This is a genomic window from Listeria sp. ILCC792, assembly GCF_900186135.1.
Lineage (GTDB): Bacteria > Bacillota > Bacilli > Lactobacillales > Listeriaceae > Listeria > Listeria goaensis.
In genome coordinates this window covers 16,510-33,913 of sequence record NZ_FYBO01000017.1, presented here as the reverse complement: position 1 = coordinate 33,913, position 17,404 = coordinate 16,510, and the positions used below count along the sequence as shown (strand labels likewise).

Annotated in this window: 16 protein-coding genes, 1 pseudogene and 1 other annotated feature; of the genes and pseudogenes, 1 reads left to right on the top strand and 16 read right to left on the bottom strand. The window is 38.5% G+C overall.

Features of this window, described 5'->3' with window-relative positions; genetic code table 11:
- Window positions 1–12: 12 nt before the first annotated feature.
- On the bottom strand, window positions 13–1,704 hold the full coding sequence (locus CFS60_RS13475; protein WP_255377382.1) for a glycoside hydrolase family 3 protein: 1,692 nt from the start codon (window positions 1,702–1,704) through the stop codon (window positions 13–15).
- A complete protein-coding gene (locus CFS60_RS13470; protein WP_088839377.1) occupies window positions 1,697–3,094 on the bottom strand; it encodes an MFS transporter in 1,398 nt (465 codons plus the stop codon). The genes CFS60_RS13475 and CFS60_RS13470 overlap by 8 nt, the downstream gene beginning before the upstream one ends.
- Window positions 3,095–3,299: 205 nt before the next feature.
- Between CFS60_RS13470 and CFS60_RS13465 the strand changes: the two genes are divergently transcribed.
- Window positions 3,300–5,777 carry a helix-turn-helix domain-containing protein gene (locus CFS60_RS13465; protein WP_159458313.1) on the top strand — a complete coding sequence of 826 codons (2,478 nt, stop codon included), beginning with the start codon at window positions 3,300–3,302 and terminating at the stop codon, window positions 5,775–5,777.
- Window positions 5,778–5,842: 65 nt separating this feature from the next.
- Here the strand turns inward: CFS60_RS13465 and CFS60_RS13460 are convergent, their stop codons facing one another.
- From CFS60_RS13460 to CFS60_RS13395, 14 genes and pseudogenes are all read right to left on the bottom strand, one after another.
- Entirely contained in the window at window positions 5,843–6,325 is a 483-nt protein-coding gene (locus CFS60_RS13460; protein WP_088811000.1) for a DUF1307 domain-containing protein, read from the bottom strand.
- 15 nt (window positions 6,326–6,340) lie between these two features.
- Complete coding sequence (locus tag CFS60_RS13455; RefSeq protein WP_088811001.1) at window positions 6,341–7,006, bottom strand: DUF1266 domain-containing protein; 666 nt, start codon at window positions 7,004–7,006, stop codon at window positions 6,341–6,343.
- A 111-nt stretch (window positions 7,007–7,117) separates the two neighbouring features.
- Window positions 7,118–9,049: a M56 family metallopeptidase gene (locus tag CFS60_RS13450; protein ID WP_088839375.1), complete on the bottom strand. Its 1,932-nt coding sequence runs from the start codon at window positions 9,047–9,049 to the stop codon at window positions 7,118–7,120.
- Window positions 9,046–9,426 carry a BlaI/MecI/CopY family transcriptional regulator gene (locus CFS60_RS13445; protein WP_088816299.1) on the bottom strand — a complete coding sequence of 127 codons (381 nt, stop codon included), beginning with the start codon at window positions 9,424–9,426 and terminating at the stop codon, window positions 9,046–9,048. The genes CFS60_RS13450 and CFS60_RS13445 overlap by 4 nt, the downstream gene beginning before the upstream one ends.
- Before the next feature lie 132 nt (window positions 9,427–9,558).
- On the bottom strand, window positions 9,559–9,927 hold the full coding sequence (gene rplL, locus CFS60_RS13440) for a 50S ribosomal protein L7/L12 (protein WP_088811004.1): 369 nt from the start codon (window positions 9,925–9,927) through the stop codon (window positions 9,559–9,561).
- A gap of 54 nt (window positions 9,928–9,981) precedes the next feature.
- Window positions 9,982–10,482, bottom strand: a complete 501-nt coding sequence (gene rplJ / locus CFS60_RS13435; RefSeq protein WP_088811005.1) for a 50S ribosomal protein L10 — start codon at window positions 10,480–10,482, stop codon at window positions 9,982–9,984.
- A gap of 35 nt (window positions 10,483–10,517) precedes the next feature.
- Window positions 10,518–10,658, bottom strand: a sequence feature (ribosomal protein L10 leader region).
- Window positions 10,659–10,705: 47 nt separating this feature from the next.
- The gene (gene rplA, locus CFS60_RS13430) at window positions 10,706–11,395 is read right to left on the bottom strand and encodes a 50S ribosomal protein L1 (protein ID WP_088811006.1); all 690 of its coding nucleotides are present in this window, start codon (window positions 11,393–11,395) and stop codon (window positions 10,706–10,708) included.
- Window positions 11,396–11,430: 35 nt separating this feature from the next.
- Window positions 11,431–11,856 carry a 50S ribosomal protein L11 gene (rplK, locus tag CFS60_RS13425; protein ID WP_007471922.1) on the bottom strand — a complete coding sequence of 142 codons (426 nt, stop codon included), beginning with the start codon at window positions 11,854–11,856 and terminating at the stop codon, window positions 11,431–11,433.
- 133 nt (window positions 11,857–11,989) lie between these two features.
- Window positions 11,990–12,118: pseudogene (locus tag CFS60_RS13420) on the bottom strand (glycosyltransferase); the annotation flags it as partial.
- A 99-nt stretch (window positions 12,119–12,217) separates the two neighbouring features.
- Entirely contained in the window at window positions 12,218–12,955 is a 738-nt protein-coding gene (locus CFS60_RS13415) for an RAMP superfamily CRISPR-associated protein (RefSeq protein WP_088839373.1), read from the bottom strand.
- 4 nt (window positions 12,956–12,959) lie between these two features.
- Window positions 12,960–13,883 carry a hypothetical protein gene (locus tag CFS60_RS13410; protein ID WP_088839372.1) on the bottom strand — a complete coding sequence of 308 codons (924 nt, stop codon included), beginning with the start codon at window positions 13,881–13,883 and terminating at the stop codon, window positions 12,960–12,962.
- A 10-nt stretch (window positions 13,884–13,893) separates the two neighbouring features.
- Window positions 13,894–14,583 carry an RAMP superfamily CRISPR-associated protein gene (locus CFS60_RS13405; RefSeq protein WP_088825939.1) on the bottom strand — a complete coding sequence of 230 codons (690 nt, stop codon included), beginning with the start codon at window positions 14,581–14,583 and terminating at the stop codon, window positions 13,894–13,896.
- Window positions 14,584–16,479 (bottom strand): hypothetical protein, encoded by a 1,896-nt coding sequence (locus CFS60_RS13400; RefSeq protein WP_088839371.1) that lies wholly within the window; start codon window positions 16,477–16,479, stop codon window positions 14,584–14,586.
- Between the two features lie 2 nt (window positions 16,480–16,481).
- Window positions 16,482–17,330, bottom strand: a complete 849-nt coding sequence (locus CFS60_RS13395; RefSeq protein WP_088839370.1) for a DUF6602 domain-containing protein — start codon at window positions 17,328–17,330, stop codon at window positions 16,482–16,484.
- Between the last annotated feature and the right edge of the window lie 74 nt (window positions 17,331–17,404).

Here is a 17,404-nt window from a genome sequence, read left to right as displayed (position 1 = left end):
CTTTCTCACCTCTTATAGTTTTAAATCCCAACGGTCACCGCAAAACGGATCTACAGGGTTAATGCCAACAAATTCGCTTTCGCCAATGAGCTTCTGAATAATGGCATCAATAACATATTTACTGTCTGAGTAGCCGTTAATCAGCGTTTTCACTTGCGGGACATCAATTAGGTGGTACGGATTCGACGTTGAAATAACAATCGTTGGCAGCTCCTTCAAGAACCACGGAATATTAAATCCAAGCATGCCCCAGTTCAACCTAACTTGCGTGCGATTACTCATCGTCGCCTCGTTCGCATAAAAAATCGCTAAATCGTAGTCCGCCTTCACCTGTTCAACCGAAATGCTCATATCTTTAAAGCCCCAGCCCTCAATTGGCTTCACATCAACAATAAAACCAACTTCTTCTAACTTTTGGATAAAATATCGGTAAATTTCAGTTTCCTCTGTTACGCCAAGCGCCTGCAAGTAAACTCGTTTTCGCTTCTGCGGATTAATCGGCAAAATGTCTTCCTTATTTTTCACGAGTGTGATAGCTTGGTCAGCTATTTCGCGCGCTATTTCCTCGTGTTCTGCCGTACCAATTGTGGCTAGTGCCGCAGCGCTCGGAACTAAACGACCTTCAGCTTTTTGTTTGTGCAACCCAATTGACGCCTTCACACCTAGCGTGCGTTTTACGGCATCATGGACGCGTTCCATCGTCAGAATACCCGCTTTAATCCCAGCCTTCATGTAAGCAATATCCTCGGCGTAATCGCGATTGAACAGGAACAAATCCGCACCGCAGGCAATCGAGTAAGGTACCGAGAAAGCGCGCTCGTGCATCATCGTAAACCCGCCCATAACGCTTGCGTCCGTAACAATCATGCCGTTAAAACCAAGTTCATCTCGCAGCAGGTCCGAAAGCAGCTCTTTTGACAGCGTAGCCGGCATGATTTCTTCATCTGCGAGCCCTTTCGAGCGGCTGTATTCCGGGAATGAAATATGCCCCGCCATCACCGTGTGCGCGCCCGACTCAATAAGCGTGCGATAAATTTTGCCGTAGCTCTTCCACCATTCTTCGATAGAAAGCGAGTTGTGCGTTAAGTGCAAGTGCTGGTCGCGCTCGTCCACGCCATCACCTGGGAAATGTTTAATTGAAACCGCACCACCCTCCGACTCAAATCCTGCTTGGTAGGCTTTCGCCATTTTTGCGACGCGCTCCGGGTCAGAACCGAACGTCCGTACATTTGTAATTGGATTTCTAAAATTATAGTCAACATCTAATATTGGCGCAAACGCCCAATTGCATCCAAGCGCTCGAGCTTCCACGCCTGATATTTTCCCAAGCTGATAAGCATAATCCACATTATCTGTAGCCGCAATTTGGAGCTGTTTTCCAACATATGTACCTTCAAACGCCAAGCCATTTCCACCTGCTTCCACGTTGGCACCTATTAAAAGTGGAATGTCGCTATTCTCTTGCAAAATGCGATGCGCCGCCTGAATATCTGCCGCAGCCGAAGGGCGATACATAATTCCAGCCGGTTTAAATTCCTGCACCCACGCCGTAAGTTCCGCCTGATCCGTACTCATCGCAATGGGCGCAAATAAATGCTTAATTTTCGTATCCTCGTCCATATTCGCGAGCGTTTCCTCCACCCAATTGATGGCCTCCTCTGTTAACGAATACGGTGCCTTCCTTAAATCCACTTCTCTATTCAATATCCTTCAATCCTTCCTGTTGTCGATTTTCCTCAATTTGCATTCGAATCGCATCTCGTTCATCATCCAATTTATAGAAGAATACGATTAAAATGATGAGAATGAACCCAATTGCCGGCAGCCAAACGAAATTCATTTCAATCGCCCGGAGTGCCCCACCTGCCTGCGCCTGATTGGCCGTATAGCCCGCCATACCAAGTATCAAACTACTAATTGCTGCCCCGATACCCATTCCAAATTTCACGCCAAAAGCAACCGCGCTTGAAAGGAGTCCTTGGGCCCGAACGCCAAACTTCACTTCCCCGTAATCAATTGTGTCAGACAACATAACGCCCATAATTCCCGCCGGCAAACCGCTCCCAATGGAACCGATAATCGTCCCAATTATTACAATTGGAATAGAACTATATAGCGACGAAATGTATAGAATGAGCTGTCCGAAAATGGCAATGCCACTTCCTAAAATCACAATATCACGCGTTTTCATTTTCTGAGAAATCATCGGCACCATGAAAAGGCCAGCTAAAATCCCAATTGTACCTAAACCATTCACAATCCCCGCAATTTGTTCATTTCCTAGATTATATTTTAAGAAATAAACCGTATTCGCCATTTTCGCCGATGTACAAGTCCATGTAATAAACATAAGCGCCGTAATAATCCACCACGGCTTATTCGGAACGAGTGCTTTAATACTTTGCTTAAACGGCACCGCTGCACCATTGTTTATGTTGACACGTTCTCTAGTATTCGCGAATGTAGTGAGGAACATCAAAATGGCAGCGCTTGCAAACAGAACCATCGTTAAGGTAAATCCTCGTTGCGCATTTCCCCCGCCCAAAAGTTGCACTAAAAATAAGCCACCAAAAGCGACGATGAGGGCACCGAACTGTCCACCCATCATGCGGCATGTATTGGCAACGGTTCGCTCTTGCGGATCCGTCGTTAAACTCGGCAAAAGCGAGCCGAGCGGAAGGTTAATTCCCGCGTATAAAATTCCAAGAACGATGTACGTCACATAGGCGTATATCAGCTTGCTAGAGTCCCCCGTGTCGGGTACAGAAAACGCCAAGACGGCAAAAATCCCAAATGGCACACAAAGCCATAAAAACCACGGCCTAGATTTCCCCCATTTCGTATTCGTCTTATCAATTAGTATACCAAAAATTGGGCTATCAAAAGCATCAATAACTCTTGCGACAAGCATCAATGTTCCAACAGCGGCGATATTAATTCCCGCCACATCTGTATAATAGAACATTAAGTACATCGTAATCATGCTAAAAACTAAATTACTCGCCGTGTCGCCCAAGCCATAACTTACTTTTTCCCGAACAGAGAGCTTCACACTCGTCGTACTTTGCGGCAATTTCTCTTCAGTTAATTCCATTGTCTTCCCTCCTCACTTGGTTACGCTTTCATTATAGAGAACGCCAATCAGAACGAACAGTCATATTGAAGTCGAAAGTGACCATAATCCAGTTTTAAATCAAAGTAGTCAGAATTTTCTTTTTTATAGAAAGATAACGCTTTCTCAAAAAAAGAAATATGCTATAATAATTAAGAAATTAACTAAATTTATTGAGGTGAGCCGCTTGATACAAGCATATGAGATGATTCAAACCGAGGACAAACTTCCTTTTCGACTCCTAATTCACCGTCTAACTGCTACTTCAAGCCACTGGCACGACAGCATCGAGATTATTTTTGTTTTAAAGGGGAGCATTTCGCTCTATACCAATTTGAAATCGCACCAGCTATCTGAAAACGACATTTTTCTCGTTAATGCTAACCAAATTCATGCACTGCATGGTCATGAATCCAACACGTTGCTCGTCCTACAAATCCCTCTCGCCGAAGCCAAAAAAAGCATACCAAATATCGACCACCTTACATTTCACTGCCAATCTTCCCAATTTTCAAGTGAAGAACAAACTTCATTTGACCAGATTCGGCAAATTTTTGCCGAAATGATTCAAGAAGTGTGCAAAGAACGCAGTGACAGCTATTTAAATTTGACAAGCTTATACTATAAACTCCTTTTCACACTTGTCCATCAATTTTCTGCACCAATTGATAATCTTTCCAACCAGCCTAAAGAAAAACATATCGCTAGGCTAACCGACGTTTTAAATTATATGAACACAAATTTCCAAACGAACATAACACTCGAGGAACTCGCGCGCCATGTGTTTCTGTCCAAAGACCATCTTTCCAAGTTTATTCGCCAGCAAACCGGACAATCCTTCAAACAGCTCCTAACTTCAATTCGGTTAAACGCCGCAACAAAAGAACTCATGACAACCAATCACTCTGTTAAAAATATTGCAATTGATACGGGCTTCCCAAGCGAAACCGCCTTTGTAAAAGCCTTCAAAGAAATTTATTCTGCTTCACCAACTGAACACCGGAAAAACGACACAAGCACACCCGCATTTTCCTTTACTAACAACAGCATCGAAAAGCAGTACATTGAAATTGATATGAACGAGATTTATCAGCATTTAGCACCCTTTTTAAATCAGACCATCAACCCACAAGATTCCATTATCCACACAACCCTTCCCGCTACGCAAATTGCCATGAACAAACCCGGCCGAACCGCCAATTGGTGTTTTCAAAAACTCATTACCGTGAGCAAAGCAAAAGAACTTTTTTTAGCCCCCGTTCAAGAGCAGTTGAAAGAAACGCAGCAGGAAATTGGTTTTGAGTACATCCGTTTTCACGGGATTTTCGATGACGCGATGCACGTTTATGATGAAAATTCGGCAGGCGAGCCCCTACTAAATTTTGCGTATGTCGACATGCTCATTGATTTCCTGCTGAAGAATCAGTTAAAACCTTTTATCGAAATTGGTTTCATGCCGGAAAAGCTACGTTCTAGTGAGCATCATCATTTTCACAAGAAAAGCTATCTTTCCTACCCAAATGACATGCAAAAATGGCTTTTTCTCGTCAAAAAATTTTTCCTACATATCGAAAAACGCTACGGCAAAAAAGAAGTCGCTAGCTGGTATTTTGAAATTTGGAATGAGCCTGATATTGCGATTTTCTGGCAGGATTCCATAGAGGCATTCAATTGCTTTTACGCCGAAACTTATCAAACCATTCGCGAAATCAATCCGCACTACAAAATTGGGACGCCGGGCATCTTTCCTTTCCCAAGCCAACCTGAAAATCCCACGGTGAAAAAATTCGCCGATTTTCTAAAAAACAAAAAAATAACGCCTGATTTCGTTTCCTTTCACTGCTATTACACAGATAATCTGCCAACTAATCATGCTCAGTCCGCCCAGCTTCCTGCCTATTCGAGCGGCAATTTGCATTATTTAAGCGCTATGATTCAAATGGTTAAAACGCTTTTTTCTGACCTCTCTATAAAAGAATGGCATCTAACCGAGTGGAACAGCACGCCTAGTCACGCCGACTTAACGAATGATTCCGCCTATAAAGCGCCTTTTATTATTAAAAACATTCTTGAAAACAACGTCCACATCGACAGTTTCGGTTACTGGCTTTTAAGCGATTTCCACGAAGAATTTCGCGCCCCTAAACAGGAATTTCACGGCGGGCTCGGCTTATTTACAAGAAATGGCATTAAAAAAAGCGGTTTTTTCGCCTTCTCCTTTTTAAAGAAACTCGGTTCTAGAATTTTATCGCAAGGCGAACGTTATATTGTCACGAAAAGTCAAACCGGTTACCAGATTTTAACTTATCATTATCAGCATTTCCATTCTATTTTCCTTCAAGAAGGACAAATCGCGTTTGACGACCCGTACCAAGCTTTCCCCGAAGAAAAAATGGCAGCTATTCATCTGGAACTGCAAAATTTAAAGGCTGGCTCATATCGCGTGACCGAACATATTCTTTCTCGCGAATATGGCTCTGCAGTGGATATTTGGCTTCAAAACGGCGCGCAAAAAGACTTAACCGAGCGACAAATTGATGAATTGAAACTTTCTACTCGCCCAAAAGTCATTCAATATACAGCGAAAGTCACAGACACTTACATCGTCCAGCAAGCCTTAAAACCACATGAAGTGAGGCTAATCGAAATGGAATTTTTAGTATAAAGAAAGCCCGAAAGATCTACTCTTTCGGGCTTAAAACTTATCTATTCATACAAAACGAGCGATATTTACGCGTCCTTTTTCTTAAAACCTTGCGCTTCAAATTGTTCAACTGTATCTTTATAACTCACATTTTTCGGATTAGTTGTTCCACCGAGTAATGCGCCTACTTTATCTGCATCAACTTTATCTAAGTCAATAGACATTTCAAGTTTAAGTGCCTCATCCGTAAATGTTGCTTTTAAAGAAGTACCTTTTCCGTCTTCATATTCTTTATACTGCTCTTTCGCTTTCTCTTCATACTCTTTTTTCGTTGCATCATCTAGTTTCTCACCTTCAGCAAGGCCGAAATAGCTAAGCGGATATTCCATTGTTTGTTCGACTTTCTTCAACTTATCTCCATCATGAGTAAATGTCGCCTCTAGATTGGCTCCACTAACTTCAGCAACATATGTATCTTTCTCCAAATTTGCTTTTTTATCTCCACTACCACAAGCGGATAGCGCCAGAGCTACTAATAATACTGTTAAAAAGCTTAAAATTTTCTTCATGTTTGTTCTCCTCTTTTATGTTAGTTTGTAGCGATTTATTAAACTTGCTTGATTCTGTTTTAATTCAACATATGATACAATTGTATCGCTATACCAGTTTGTATCAAGTTCTTCTTGCCCATTTAGAAAACTCACCATATAATCATCCCAATTTTCAAAATGTTCCGTCGCATCTTCCCATAATTGCTCCAGACAGTTCCATGCTTGATCTTCCGTTAAAAACCCTACCGAAAAACAAACACGCACAATATAGCCAAGACGCTCTAAATCAAAAGCTCCGTATATTTTAACTTTATCAGCGGATTGAAGTAGCGAAGTCGCATCGAAATTAAACTTTTGCGCCGCTCGATTTATATCCTTTTTTACAGCTAAAGTTGTCTTATCCGAAACCGTGTTCACATAGTTATTTTTCTCAATCCAGTTAGAAATGAGACTCATCGCTGAATGACCATCATAAATCTCAAACATCGGTAACCAATATTTGATTATTTTCGCAGCTTGATTTTTTGGATAGTACAGCTTTAAATCTTTGTTGCAACCACTTAATTTCGTTTCCACCTTGTGCTTACACTCCGTAGTCGCGCCTCCTACGCATAATAATTTTTCCTTGTCTGCTGAGAATTTGTTGAAAGTTACATACTCTTCTGGAACAACTATTGCTTTTCTACTAAATAATCCCATTCTGCACACCCTCTTTTGATTTTATGAACATTTATAATTCTACAATCCGTAGTTTAATTTGTCAATACCCAAAAAGAAAAATCCACCTAACAAATTTGCTAGGTGGAAAACTTATTTCGCAAAAAACAACTTAAATTGATTGCTAATGCTCGAATCATTCGTGATTTGCATCTTATTTCGCGCCGCCAAATTGCTTTCAAAAGGATAGCTCACCGGACTGCCGTTCAAAATAAACGTATCCGCCTGACTCGCCTGAGCTTTTATCGCATAATCATTTATACTTCCTTGAATCGTAATTTTCGTATCAAAAGGGCTCACAACAGAGATGACAGTATCCCCGTTTAAGACACCATTAAAATCCAAGAGCGCACTTTCATTATTCGTTATTTTTGCCGCATTCTCAACTACCATATTTCGGAATCCCATTTTCCCGCCGCTCTTAGTAGTCAACTCAAGCTCATTCGCCGTTACATTCTGAACATCTAGTAAGGTTCCACCACTAATGGCAAACTTACCTGTAATATCCGTTTCATTTAATTCAGCGTTTGAAAAAGTCGACAAGTCAAGATTTCCTACATGTGATTTCCCAATTTGAACAAAAGAACGATTACTCTGGACGCGCACAGTCTCCTTGATCTGTCCCCCCATTATCTTCACGTTTGCAGAATCAGTTGTCGCTAAAAGAGTGTCCGCTTTTACATTATCAAACTCATTTAACAGGCCAGCCCCCTCAACGTTAATCTTTTTTGCCTGAACATCCGAAATTTTCACAGTATTTCCAGAAGTTTTAACGTGAATCCCATTATAAACCTTATCTTTTTTTAAAGTAATTTCAATATCCGCATGCGTTTCAGGATTCGGCTTTTTATAAGTTAATGTGCCATTTTTCACAACTAATTCTGCCTCGTCATCATAATCCCTCACATCAAAAGACTCCTCGTCCCCGCTCTTAATCGTGACATTTTGCTCGGCCTCTTGCAAATCAATCGCAGAAAACGTGCCCTTTTCAGAAGTATCTTTACGCGTGATTTCAATGCCACTATCCTTCGCGTAAGCAAAAACCTTCGCCTGAAAAGTATCAGCGAGCAAACCAACAACGCACAATGTGCCAACCAAGCAAAGAAATGCTAGCCAACTAGCGCGCTCTTTTTTGTACGCCGCAATCGAAATAAGTCGTTCTTTAAGCGTCTTCGCATTTTCGTGCAAAGAAACCGCCGCATAAGATTCCTTATACTTTCCCGATTTGACAACCGATCGAAGCAAAGTGTCCCCGTAGGCTAAATATTCATCCTCAGCCAAACAAGCCAAAACACCCTCATCACAGGCCAGCTCCCGGTCCCGCTCCATTTGCTTATTCATAAAGTACATCAAAGGATTAAACCAATACAAACAAGTGAAAACTTGCGTAATCCACACAAAAAGCATATCCCGACGCTTACAATGAATCAATTCATGCAAAAATATATGCCACAACTCTTTGTCAGAAAACGAGGTCCCCGGCAGCACAATTGTTCCCCGACGAATCCCGAAAAAAATAGGCGACGAAATAATTGGATTCACCACTACTTCAACCGGCGTTGTAATCTGAACTTCCTCCATCGCTTCCGAAAGAATATCAAGTTTCTCCGGATCATCAAGAAAACTCGCACCCGACATAACATATTTCTTAAAATTCCGATAAGAGGCAATCCGGTAAACTAAAAAGATGACTGCAACAATAAGCCAAGCCACCCATAGATAATTCAAAATAAAACGGATGACTATTGTTTTTGTGTCGCGCCCCACCGTAATACCATCTTCTCCAATCACCATGGACGTCAGCCCGTCAAACTCACCAGGCGTCGCCCACAAAAAGTCGCTACTTTTTTGCACAAAGAAAAAAGCAAACGGCACTACCAAAAAGAAAAACACAACGAGCCAAACGTAATAGCTCTTTCTTTTAGTTAAAAATTGGCCGAATACTTTTTTAAAAAGCCAAACCAGAGGTATTAAAACGATTGATGTTATTGACATGGACAAAATTATTTTAAGTAATTCACTCATTCGTCTGATTTTTTCCTTTTCCAAAATTGTTGTAAATTATCGATTTCGTCAGGCGAAATTAAATCCTTTTGGACGAGATTCGTAATTAAACCTCTTACGTCGCCTTCATAAACATTTTCTAAAAACGCTTCCGTTTGATTCCCTAAATATTCTTCCTCACTCATAAGTGCATAATATTCATTTTTTCTACCGACTTTTTTCACACCGACTATTTTTTTCTCCACTAATCGTGCTAGAAAGGTTAAAATGGTATTTTTCTTCCATTCAAAACCTTGCTCTCCCAGTTTTTCGGCAACATCAGCATACTGAACTGCTCGACCAAAACTCCATACTACCTTCATGACCTCTAGCTCAGATTTAGACACACTTTTATGCATACATAGCCCTCCAAAAAACTTTCTACTTTTCAATAGTAGCACGGCTTACTTACAAAATACAATTAAAAAAAGCTTATTCCTAAAAACAAGCTAAAAAAGAGGCCGATAATCAAATCAGCCTCTTTCGATTAATTATTTAAATTCTACGCCAGCGCCAACTTCTTCAAGTTTCGCTTTGATTTCTTCAGCTTCTTCTTTAGAAGCGCCTTCTTTGATTGCTTTAGGAGCGTTATCAACTAATTCTTTCGCTTCTTTTAAGCCAAGACCAGTGATTTCACGAACCACTTTGATAACCTTGATTTTAGAATCGCCAGCAGATGCTAATTCAACTGTGAATTCAGTTTGTTCAGCAGCGCCACCAGCAGCACCAGCAGCAGCTACAGCTACAGGAGCAGCAGCAGTTACGCCAAATTCTTCTTCGATTGCTTTTACTAAATCGTTAAGTTCTAATACAGACGCTTCTTTTACAGAAGCAATGATTTCTTCAATGTTTAAAGCCATTTTAAAATTCCTCCATTATTGTTTTAATTTTTTTATTGGGCTAACACCCGGTAATTAAGCTTCTTGTTCAGCTTTTTGATCCGCAACTGCTTTTGTAGCAAGAGCAAGGTTGCGAACAGGAGCTTGTAATACGTTGCAAAGCATAGATAGCAAACCTTCGCGAGATGGAAGTGTTGCAAGAGCTTTGATTTCATCAAGAGAAGAAACATTCCCTTCAATGATACCTGCTTTAATTTCAAGCGCTTCGTGATCTTTCGCGAAGTCATTCAAAATTTTAGCTGGAAGAACAACGTCTTCGTTACTGAAAGCAATAGCGTTTGGTCCAGTAAGCACTTCTTGAAGTCCTTCAAAACCTTTAGCTTCTACTGCACGACGTACTAATGTGTTTTTGTATACTTTAAATTCTACGCCTGCTTCACGTAATTGCTTACGTAATTCAGTAATCTCAGATACATTTAGTCCACGATAGTCCACGATAACTGTAGATACGCTATCTGCAAGTTTAGCTGAAATTTCATCAACTGCACTTTGTTTAGCTTCTAAAATTTTACTCATTTTTACACCTCCGTCCATAGTCTAAACGCCAAAATGGCTACATAATAAAACCCTTGCCACCGTAACAGCAAGGGTTCAATCACAAGACAAAAATGTCCTGTTCATCTAAAATCCTCGGCGGGCATATTTAAACGCAAATGCGTACCTGCTGTCTACGGTAAGGATATTCACTTTTTAAGCCTATCATATCTTATCAAAGATTCGTTAGGTCGTCAAGTACGTTTTATAAAGAAGATGGATCAACTTGGATACCAGGTCCAAAAGTAGTTGTTACGCTTAAGTTTTTCACGTAAGTACCTTTGGCAGCAGCTGGTTTCGCTTTTTGTAATACATCATTTACAGTACGGAAGTTTTCAATTAATTTATCAGTGTCAAACGAAACTTTACCAATAGCAGTGTGAATGTTACCAGCTTTATCAACACGGTATTCCACTTTACCAGCTTTAATTTCATTAACAGCTTTTGTTACGTCCATAGTAACTGTACCCGTTTTAGGGTTTGGCATTAAGCCTTTTGGTCCTAAGACACGACCTAATTTACCAACTTCCCCCATCATATCAGGTGTAGCTACGATAACATCAAAGTCAAACCAACCTTGGTTGATTTTTTCAACAAATTCAGCATCTCCAACGAAGTCAGCGCCAGCAGCTTCAGCTTCTTTTGCTTTTTCTCCTTTAGCGAAAACTAAAACGCGTTGTGTTTTACCAGTACCGTTTGGTAATACTACGGCACCACGGATTTGTTGGTCCGCTTTTTTAGGGTCTACGCCAAGACGAAATGCTACTTCAACAGTTGCATCGAAACCGGCGAAATCAATTTCTTTAGCAAGCGCTACTGCTTCTTCAACAGAATACGCTTTTGTTGTATCTACTTTTTTCAAAGCATCTTGATACTTTTTACCTTTCTTAGCCATTTCTTTTCCTCCTTATTGTTCAAATTGCTTTTTTCTTAGTCTTCTACTACGAATCCCATAGAACGAGCTGTACCTTCAACCATACGCATTGCAGACTCAACGTTTGCAGCATTTAGGTCAGGCATTTTAAGCTCAGCAATTTCTTGTACTTGAGCACGAGTTACAGTTGCAACTTTGTTACGGTTAGGCTCACCAGAACCTTTTTCCACTTTAGCAGCTTTTTTAAGCAATACTGCAGCTGGTGGAGTTTTCGTGATGAACGTAAACGAACGGTCTTCAAATACACTGATTACAACAGGAATGATAAGACCAGCTTGATCGGCTGTACGAGCGTTAAACTCTTTACAGAATCCCATGATATTAACACCAGCTTGACCTAGTGCAGGTCCAACTGGAGGTGCAGGATTTGCTTTCCCTGCTGGAATTTGAAGTTTAACTTCTTTAATAACTTTTTTAGCCACGAGACATACCTCCTTAAGTCCGTGCTGTGGTTAAATGGGGATTAAGATTTCCCCTCCCACGTGAAACATACGCAAAAACGTACTTATACATGATACCACTTTAAAAACACAATTGCAAGACCATTTTCTTTTGTTAAAAAGCTAAGATTTCCTGTATACGGCGCGCATAAGTGGCGTCGAGCTGCAGCACCTTTTCATATCCTTTTTGCCGAATTGATTCCCTTAGTTCTGGTTTGGTATGATAAAATGCCACTTTTTCTAATAGTTCTTCCGTATGCGCTTCTTAAAATTGTATCAAGTGTTCGCCATGAATGTTTTGCCCATCATTTTAAAGTAAAGCCCAATCAGATTTTTCCATCTATCATTTAAATTCCAACTGTACAATACCCGGAATTAAGAAGTCTTCCATTTCCATTTTCCTAGCGACATAAATACCACTTTCTATCTCATCTTTTCCTGAATAGTTTTCTAGCGAATGCATTAATCCCTTATAGCCTCCTAGAAAAATAATACTTTCCACTTCGATTAGCTTTTCTAATCTATCCCTCAATCCTTCCAACTTTTCACAGTCAGCTCCCTTTAACAAACCATTAATTCTCGTAATATTGTTTACAAACCGCTCCCGCATCCCCACTTGCATTACCTGTTCCAACTTAAGCAGCCAATTTTCGCTACAAAACAGCCTACCAGTATAACTTCGACCCTCTTCCAACATTTCAACACCTATCTTTTGAAAAAAAGGATTTAATTTTAAGGCGTCTTGGCTCCCAGTCTTTTGAAATTTTTCCATAGTCCGAACAACAATATCCTCTTTCTCAACTAAAATATCATCTACTAGCCAATTTTCATTATTCTCTACTGAAATTAAACTTTTTAAAGCACCTTTAATTGAAGAACCGGGAATATAATATTGAATACCTTCTGGTTTATATTCTGTATAGTCACCATAACGATAAAAAGGGTAAATAATATTCACATCGTCAACTTCATCACTTTGATAATCAATGCCAACATAAAACTGCTCACTGCTTCTAGGTGATAGAATAAGCGGCGAAATCACTTTTAATGTAAACTGACATTCTTTCAACATCTTGTTCATGGCCTTATTTCCCTCCTTTTCGCATTGGATACAAGAAGGAATTCCCGAAAATAATCGCCCGTTCTTTATCAAATGGTGATTCTATACTTTTTCCAGCTTGATTGGAATTAGCCGTTGTAAAAATATAGCTTCCTGCATCAATAAAACTAATAACCTGTCCCTTGATTTTACCTTGACCAAATTTAGACTCGTAAGGACGTCTTTCCGAAGTGAAAAGTTTCAACGCAGATTCTTCATAATTGATTTTATCTGGAAGTAACATCCCTAAGTTCAAATAGTTATCAGATTTCCGCTGCGTCTCACATTTCTCTATACTTTCTATAACAAAATTATTGTAACCTAAAGACGCTCGCTTCCCAAGATAAAGCACAGATTTTCTCATTTGCATTTCCTTTACTAGCTTCAAAATATCATCTTCTTCAACGCTTAAATAAATTTGAAAATCTCGCACTATTTTTTCACTTTCATCTTCACCCGAAACTTCAATGACATCTATCTCTGGAACAGCATACACAACATTTTGCATACCAACAAGTTGATGGGAGCTACTCGAAATCGCTGTATGCGGCTGATATAATTCTTTAATTTTCACAAACGGGAACGCCCTTTTAACTACAGAAATGTTTTTTAGGATATTTCCTATCATTTCTTCCTTTAAAAAAGTTCGTTCCTTTATCACTTTATAAATCTTTTCCTCACTGTCTAAAGCTAGAATTTCTTCTATAGGCGTTGGCAAGTATCCGCTCGGCATCATATTTGAAAGCTGAAATTGTATTTGCTTCTCTCTAACTTTCCTGACCAATTCTGTTGCACTTAGAGCTGAAGTTTTTTCCGCATATTTTGAAATCAGAAACCCAAAAATCCGTTGCGAGTCCGGTAACTGAGTAATGCCACCTTGTAATTTTAGATTGATTTTATAGTATATCATCGCCATCCCCCTATTTGATTACCTGCAAGTGCACTTTGCCATACCCTCGACTTTTAGAATTTCCAATTCGATAAATACCAGAATTCAATTTCAAAAACAAACTCTCAATATATTCTTGCCAAACTTTATCCTCAATACCAAGCTTTTCAACTTGATAAAAATCAATCGTCCCCCTAAATTCAATGTTAGGTCTGACTGTCTGATACTTCCGCGGTATCGCATGAATTTTATCATCCTTTGTATCAATCGTATTCTTGGAGTCAATTGAAAAATAATCTTTATTCTCTCTTTTTTCTACAATATGACAATCTCGAAAAATCAATTTCGGCATAGCGTTAAATCCTTCGCTGCCAAAACAATGGAGTGGTAATTTTTCTTCAGTTGCATCATCAAAGCGTTGTAATAACCTTTTTTGTTCCTTATCATCAAAACCATTACTTTTTACATATTCATTAAATTCTTCTTTTTGACTTTCAAAAAAACGACGATATGCATTTGTAATTATCACATTCTCCATGTTTTCTTCCTTTACAATTGCGCGGAAGCAGCCTTTTATTGTCGATGCCGGAATGATTGGCTCTCCTTCAAAATTAGTAACAGTATATTGATCAATGCCACCAATTTCAAAACTTCTAGGCGTCCCACCGATTAATAAATTGGATTCTGTTTTTATTGAATAGTTTAAACTAGACTGACCCACTCATTTCCCCTCCTTCTGCTGTACTTTATGACGAATTGAAAGTTCGTCATATAAATAAAAAATCATAATTCTATCAACTAACTCGACAGTTACTTGATTACTTGCTTTCTCAAAGCATTTCGTGCAAAACGTTAAAGGTAGAATTTTATCAGACTCATCACTCTCTGTTTGCTCAGTTTGTATTTGGGCTTTTTGAATTAGTTCTGTTGCATTTCCTACCCAATTACCCGCACTCATAACTTTTTTCAATCGATAAAATAGTGATGTTGACATTCTCAATTTGCGATAAATTTCTACTTTTTTTTCGCCATATTGATGGTTATCTTTTTCTATAAATACACGCCGAACTGACCTATCCATCGAATCATATAAATAATGACGAATCTTATTATAGAAATTATTACTAGTTCTTTTAGCGTCTACGTTTGCTGGCTTAAATTCCTTTAAAGAAAAAGGAAACCTTTCATCAGAGAAAAGAACTATTGTTTGTAAATAATTAATGAATTTCCGCTTAGTTGTCTCGGTGACGTCAATTTTCCATTTCTTTTCTTTTTCCACTAAAAATTTGGACATCAATCTTTCGAGGAGAATCATTTCATTGTTTCTTTTGTTTTTATCATAGTGATCTGTGTATTGTGGTAGCAAATTATATAAAATATTATTCATATAACTTAAATCATTATCATCTGATTTAGCCAGCTCCAATAAATTATAAAAGAAAGATGTTGTACCAATAACCCTATCACTATCTTGTAAATGTTTAATTAGTTTTATATCATAAATAAAATAATCCCAGTTACTATACTCCTTTTCTTTAAATATACGATTAAATTCACTTCTTTCTTTCGGATTTTTGAAACTCCTCTTCTTTTTATCTTGATCTACTTTCAAAAAAACTTCATTCCCAATAATAATTTTCAACGGTACACATTTTTCTATTTTCTCAGATATTGTCACACTTTTTGCTTTTTTTAACTTTTCTTCGACTTCCGTATAATAAAAACGAAGTGGTTCACGGTTGAAGACAAACTCAACACTAACAGACATTGTAAGAGGCTTTTTCTCTTCAGCTATATCATTATTGATGTGCGTAAGCATTTCCTCGCATATGGAAATTCCTTTCAGTGTATCCTTTGCATTTATCGCAAAGAAAATATCATCCCCCGCAATATACAATGGAAATGTTTTCACCTTTTTATCTTTAACAATCTCTTTAAACGCATTAAAGTGAACACGTTTATTTAATATTTTACTTAAATTAGCGTAATCACTAAAGCCCTCCATGCCTTCGAATTTTTTTCCAATCCCATCTAAATCAGCTTTAATTATCGCTAGACGAAAATGCGGGTTATCTTCCTGAACATCAGCCAGTTCATCTAATTCACGGACAACGTAATCCCCCAATTCCACATCAGACTTACGGGGGGGAACTCGCGGGTTTCGAGGTGCGAAAAGAAGATCTTGATTAGCCTCAATCATTTCTGACAGTGCCCGATTTTGTTTCAACTCTTTTTTAGCTTTTTGAATCAAAGTTAATTTTTCATCACTTGCTTTTTCAAAATAAATACCTCTAGTTAATATATCACCACCAGTTTTTATGTAATTATCTTTAAATATTTCTTGTAGCTTAGAACTTATCTCCTCGTCAGAAGCCCGGACTGTAAAAATATACACTCCTGAACACTTTAATAGATTCCCCTCTTCCTTTTCATTTCTTTTAAATTTTGCATCAACTCCACCATGAAAATCTTCTGAAATGAGTCGTGAAGCATTGATTACTTGTCTTAGCGTATTTTTCTCGCTTTGCGCTTCATTTGTTTGACTCTTAATGGAACGATATAAAAAAGTTTGTATTTTATCAATTGAAACCGCTACCACTTTTTCTGTTACTGACATGATTATTCCTCCAACTCTCTAAACATTTTTGCGTACGCTTGATGCGGGAAAAGCATTGGGTTATTGATTAACATTAGCAGTTGATTTAATTGGAAATTGAAAGTGAGAATTGAGGTACCAGGAACTTCGTATTGGGCCAATGTAGTTTCAAACAATCTCTTCACTTTCTCTTCTTTACTGTTCAACTCTTTTTCCAAGACACTTTGTTGTTTTCCAGTTCCTTTTAGCCCATTCAAAGAATCTATCCACTTCAACAAGTTATTGTCTCTATAATTACATTTAATGAGTAACTTCAAATCATTATTTTTTAATCGCAACGCTTGTATAATAAAGTCAAAATTCTTATTATCACGAGAGTGCATGCAACATAAAATTCGAATTGGTCGTGTTTTTTCTTGCGTTGGTGAATTTCCTTCTGCTATTTGAATTGCCATTCTTGCCCAAGATGTTTGTGATGTCTCCAAATCTTTTATAGATTCTGCCCATCGATTCAACTTTTCATCGTTTGCATTTTTACTCTTACACTCTACAACAACAGCTACTGCTTCAATTGGTATAAATTTCATATTTCTATACTTGAATATATATGGCGTATACATCTCATCAAATATTGCTAAATCAACTTCATTTGAAATTGTACCATTGGAATCAATAATAAAAACAGACCGCTCTATTGCGAATTTTTTAGGAATAATGCTTTCAAAAAACGACTTCCAAACCTCTTCCCGCATCGTTCCAACCGTTGTTCCATGAATATTGTTTTCCATGTATAACTGTTCTACAATTGACTGCTCAATTCTTCGGTAATTATCTCTAATATTTCTCAATGCTTTATCTTCTCTATCTCCCATATAAGTTCTTCCTCTCTATATATTTTTGTATCCATTACAATTTTATATTTATCTAGTAATTCTGTCTACTATTT